At 64.5% G+C, this 2,566-nt stretch carries 2 protein-coding genes; both read left to right on the forward strand.

The features are described 5' to 3' along the window. Positions 1–126: 126 nt before the first annotated feature. Positions 127–1,002, forward strand: coding sequence for a tyrosine-type recombinase/integrase (locus tag AC3A6X_RS36325; protein WP_487846702.1), 876 nt, complete (start codon positions 127–129; stop codon positions 1,000–1,002). 9 nt (positions 1,003–1,011) lie between these two features. Further along, positions 1,012–2,208 (forward strand): IS91 family transposase, encoded by a 1,197-nt coding sequence (locus tag AC3A6X_RS36330; protein ID WP_487846703.1) that lies wholly within the window; start codon positions 1,012–1,014, stop codon positions 2,206–2,208. Positions 2,209–2,566 lie beyond the last annotated feature (358 nt).

A 2,566-nucleotide genomic window follows, 5' to 3' on the forward strand; every position in this document is an offset into this window, starting at 1 on the left:
CGGACTAAACCGCTCGCACCGCTCGCGGTAGCCCGCCGCTGAGCCCGCGGCGGATGGCAAACGTTGCGCCCCTGTCTATGTTGCGGAGCGAGGCAATTGGCCTCGTTCTTCGACAGGAGCAAGATCATGACCCCAGCGACACCAGCGGTCTCCGCGTTGCGCCAACGCATGCTTGACGACATGCGCATGCGCAAGCTCGAACCCAAGACTCAATCCACCTACATCCGCGCAGTACGGCATCTCGCTGGCTTTCTGCAGCGCTCCCCCGACACGGCCACCGCAGAGGATCTGCGGCGCTTCCAGTTGCACATGGTCGATCAGGGCGTCTCGCCGATCACGCTCAATGCAACCATCACCGGCTTGAAGTTCCTCTTCGACGTCACGCTCGGGCGTGGCGAACTGATGGCCGGGATGAGCCCCGTTCGTGTGCCCCAGAAGCTGCCGGTCGTGCTCAGCCGCGAGGAAGTCGCACGCCTGATCGCCGCGGCCTCCAACCTGAAGTACCAGACGGCACTGTCCATTGCCTACGGCACGGGACTGCGGGTCAGCGAGATCGTCGCGCTGAAGGTCGGTGACATCGACAGCCAGCGCATGACTCTGCGCGTTGAGCAGGGCAAGGGCCGCAAGGACCGCTACGCCATGCTCTCGCCAGTCCTGCTGGAGCGGCTGCGCGCCTGGTGGCGACTGGCCCATGCACAGGGCAAGATGCTGCCGGGCGGTTGGCTGTTCCCGGGGATGAACCCGGTCGACCCGCTGACCCCTCGCCAGCTCAACCGCGCCGTTCATGACGCTGCCGACGCGGCCAAGATCGACAAGCGCGTCACCATGCACACGCTTCGCCACTGCTTCGCCACTCACCTGCTGGAACAGAAGGTTGACATCCGCGTGATCCAGGTGATGCTGGGTCACAAGCGGCTGGACACGACATCGATCTACGCGCACGTGGCCACCGAGATCCTGCACGAAGTGGTCAGCCCGCTGGAGAACCTGCAACCTGCGTAGGTCATCTCTGTGGCGCACTGCGCCCTGGAGGTCGCCGACATCTTCCGCACCCACGGCCCCGATTGGCGCAAGGCTCAGCGTGGGCACCTGAGCCTGGGCCAGCTCAAGGTCATGTCGGCCATTGAACAGTGCCGCACCGCGGCGCTGGGAGGTCACGTGTTGCGTTGCGAGGGCTGCGGACACGACCAGATCGCCTACAACTCGTGTCGCAATCGACATTGCACGAAGTGCCAGGCCAGTGCGGCCCAACGTTGGCTCGAGGCACGCCAAGCCGATCTGCTGCCGGTGGACTACTACCACGTCGTCTTCACCTTGCCGGCGCCGGTCAGCGCCATCGCCTATTACAACAAGGCCGCGATTTACGGCCTGTTGTTCGACGTGGCCGCCGAGACGCTGATGACCATCGCAGCCGATCCGAAGCACCTGGGCGCAAGGATCGGCGCGACCCTGGTGCTGCACACATGGGGATCGGCACTGACGCACCATCCCCATGTGCATGGCATCGTGCCCGGCGGAGGCTTGTCGCCGGGGGGCGAACGCTGGATTGCATGCAAGCCCGGGTTCTTCCTGTCCGTGCGCGTGCTGTCGCGCCTGTTCCGGCGCCGCTTCCTTGAAGCGCTTGAACAGGCGCATCGCGCCGGCCACCTGCAGTTCTTCGGTGAGTTCACGGCACTGGCCGACGGGCATGCCTTCGCCGACTGGCTCGCGCCGCTGCGCAAGTGCGAATGGGTCGTCTATGCCAAGCGTCCGTTCGCCGGACCCGAAGCGGTGCTGGCCTATCTGTCGCGCTACACCCACCGGGTCGCCATCTCCAACAGCCGGCTGGTGGCCATGGACGAGCAAGGCGTGACCTTTCGCTGGAAGGATTACCGCGCCAAGGGCCAGACACGCCACAAGATGATGACGCTCGACGCCGACGAGTTCATGCGCCGCTTCCTTCTGCATGTCTTGCCGGGCGGCTTTCACCGCATCCGCCACTACGGGCTCTTGGCCAACGGCGCTCGCAAGGCCAGCCTGGTACGCATTCGCGAACTGCTGCTCCAACAAGCCGATGCCGCTGCTCAAGCCTCGGGCGCCGATGGCGAGCCAGGTGCCGCGCAACCGACTTTCCTCTGCCCGCACTGCGGTGGCCCGATGATCATCCTGCAGACCTTCGCTCGCGGGCAATCCATCCGCGCACCGCCTCAGCAGCCTCGGGCACCATGAGTACCGATCTTCATCAGCGTCAAAACCAAGCTTTGCTTCTCCATCTTCCAGGGTCGATGTGGGGTGGTCTCGCCTTCACGCCCCACCAAGGCCTTTGCGTCGGTCATGCCACCGCGCGACTCAACGCTACGGCTTCAATCCGCTGTGCCGCATCAACGCCAACGGCCGAATTCCTGGGCAAAACACCAGCACCAACTCGATCTACGCATCCCGAATCCCCATAGCTTCGTAGCCTTCTCAGGCGTCAGAGGTGCATTCCGCGGTTTCCTCCCTCGAGGCTTGCCCAACACCTGCCCTCAGGCCGTAGCCGTGCTTGGCGCTGCGCTTCGCAAGGGCAGGTATCGGGCAACCCTTAACA

It is taken from the genome of Variovorax sp. Soil_C_12, assembly GCF_057657375.1.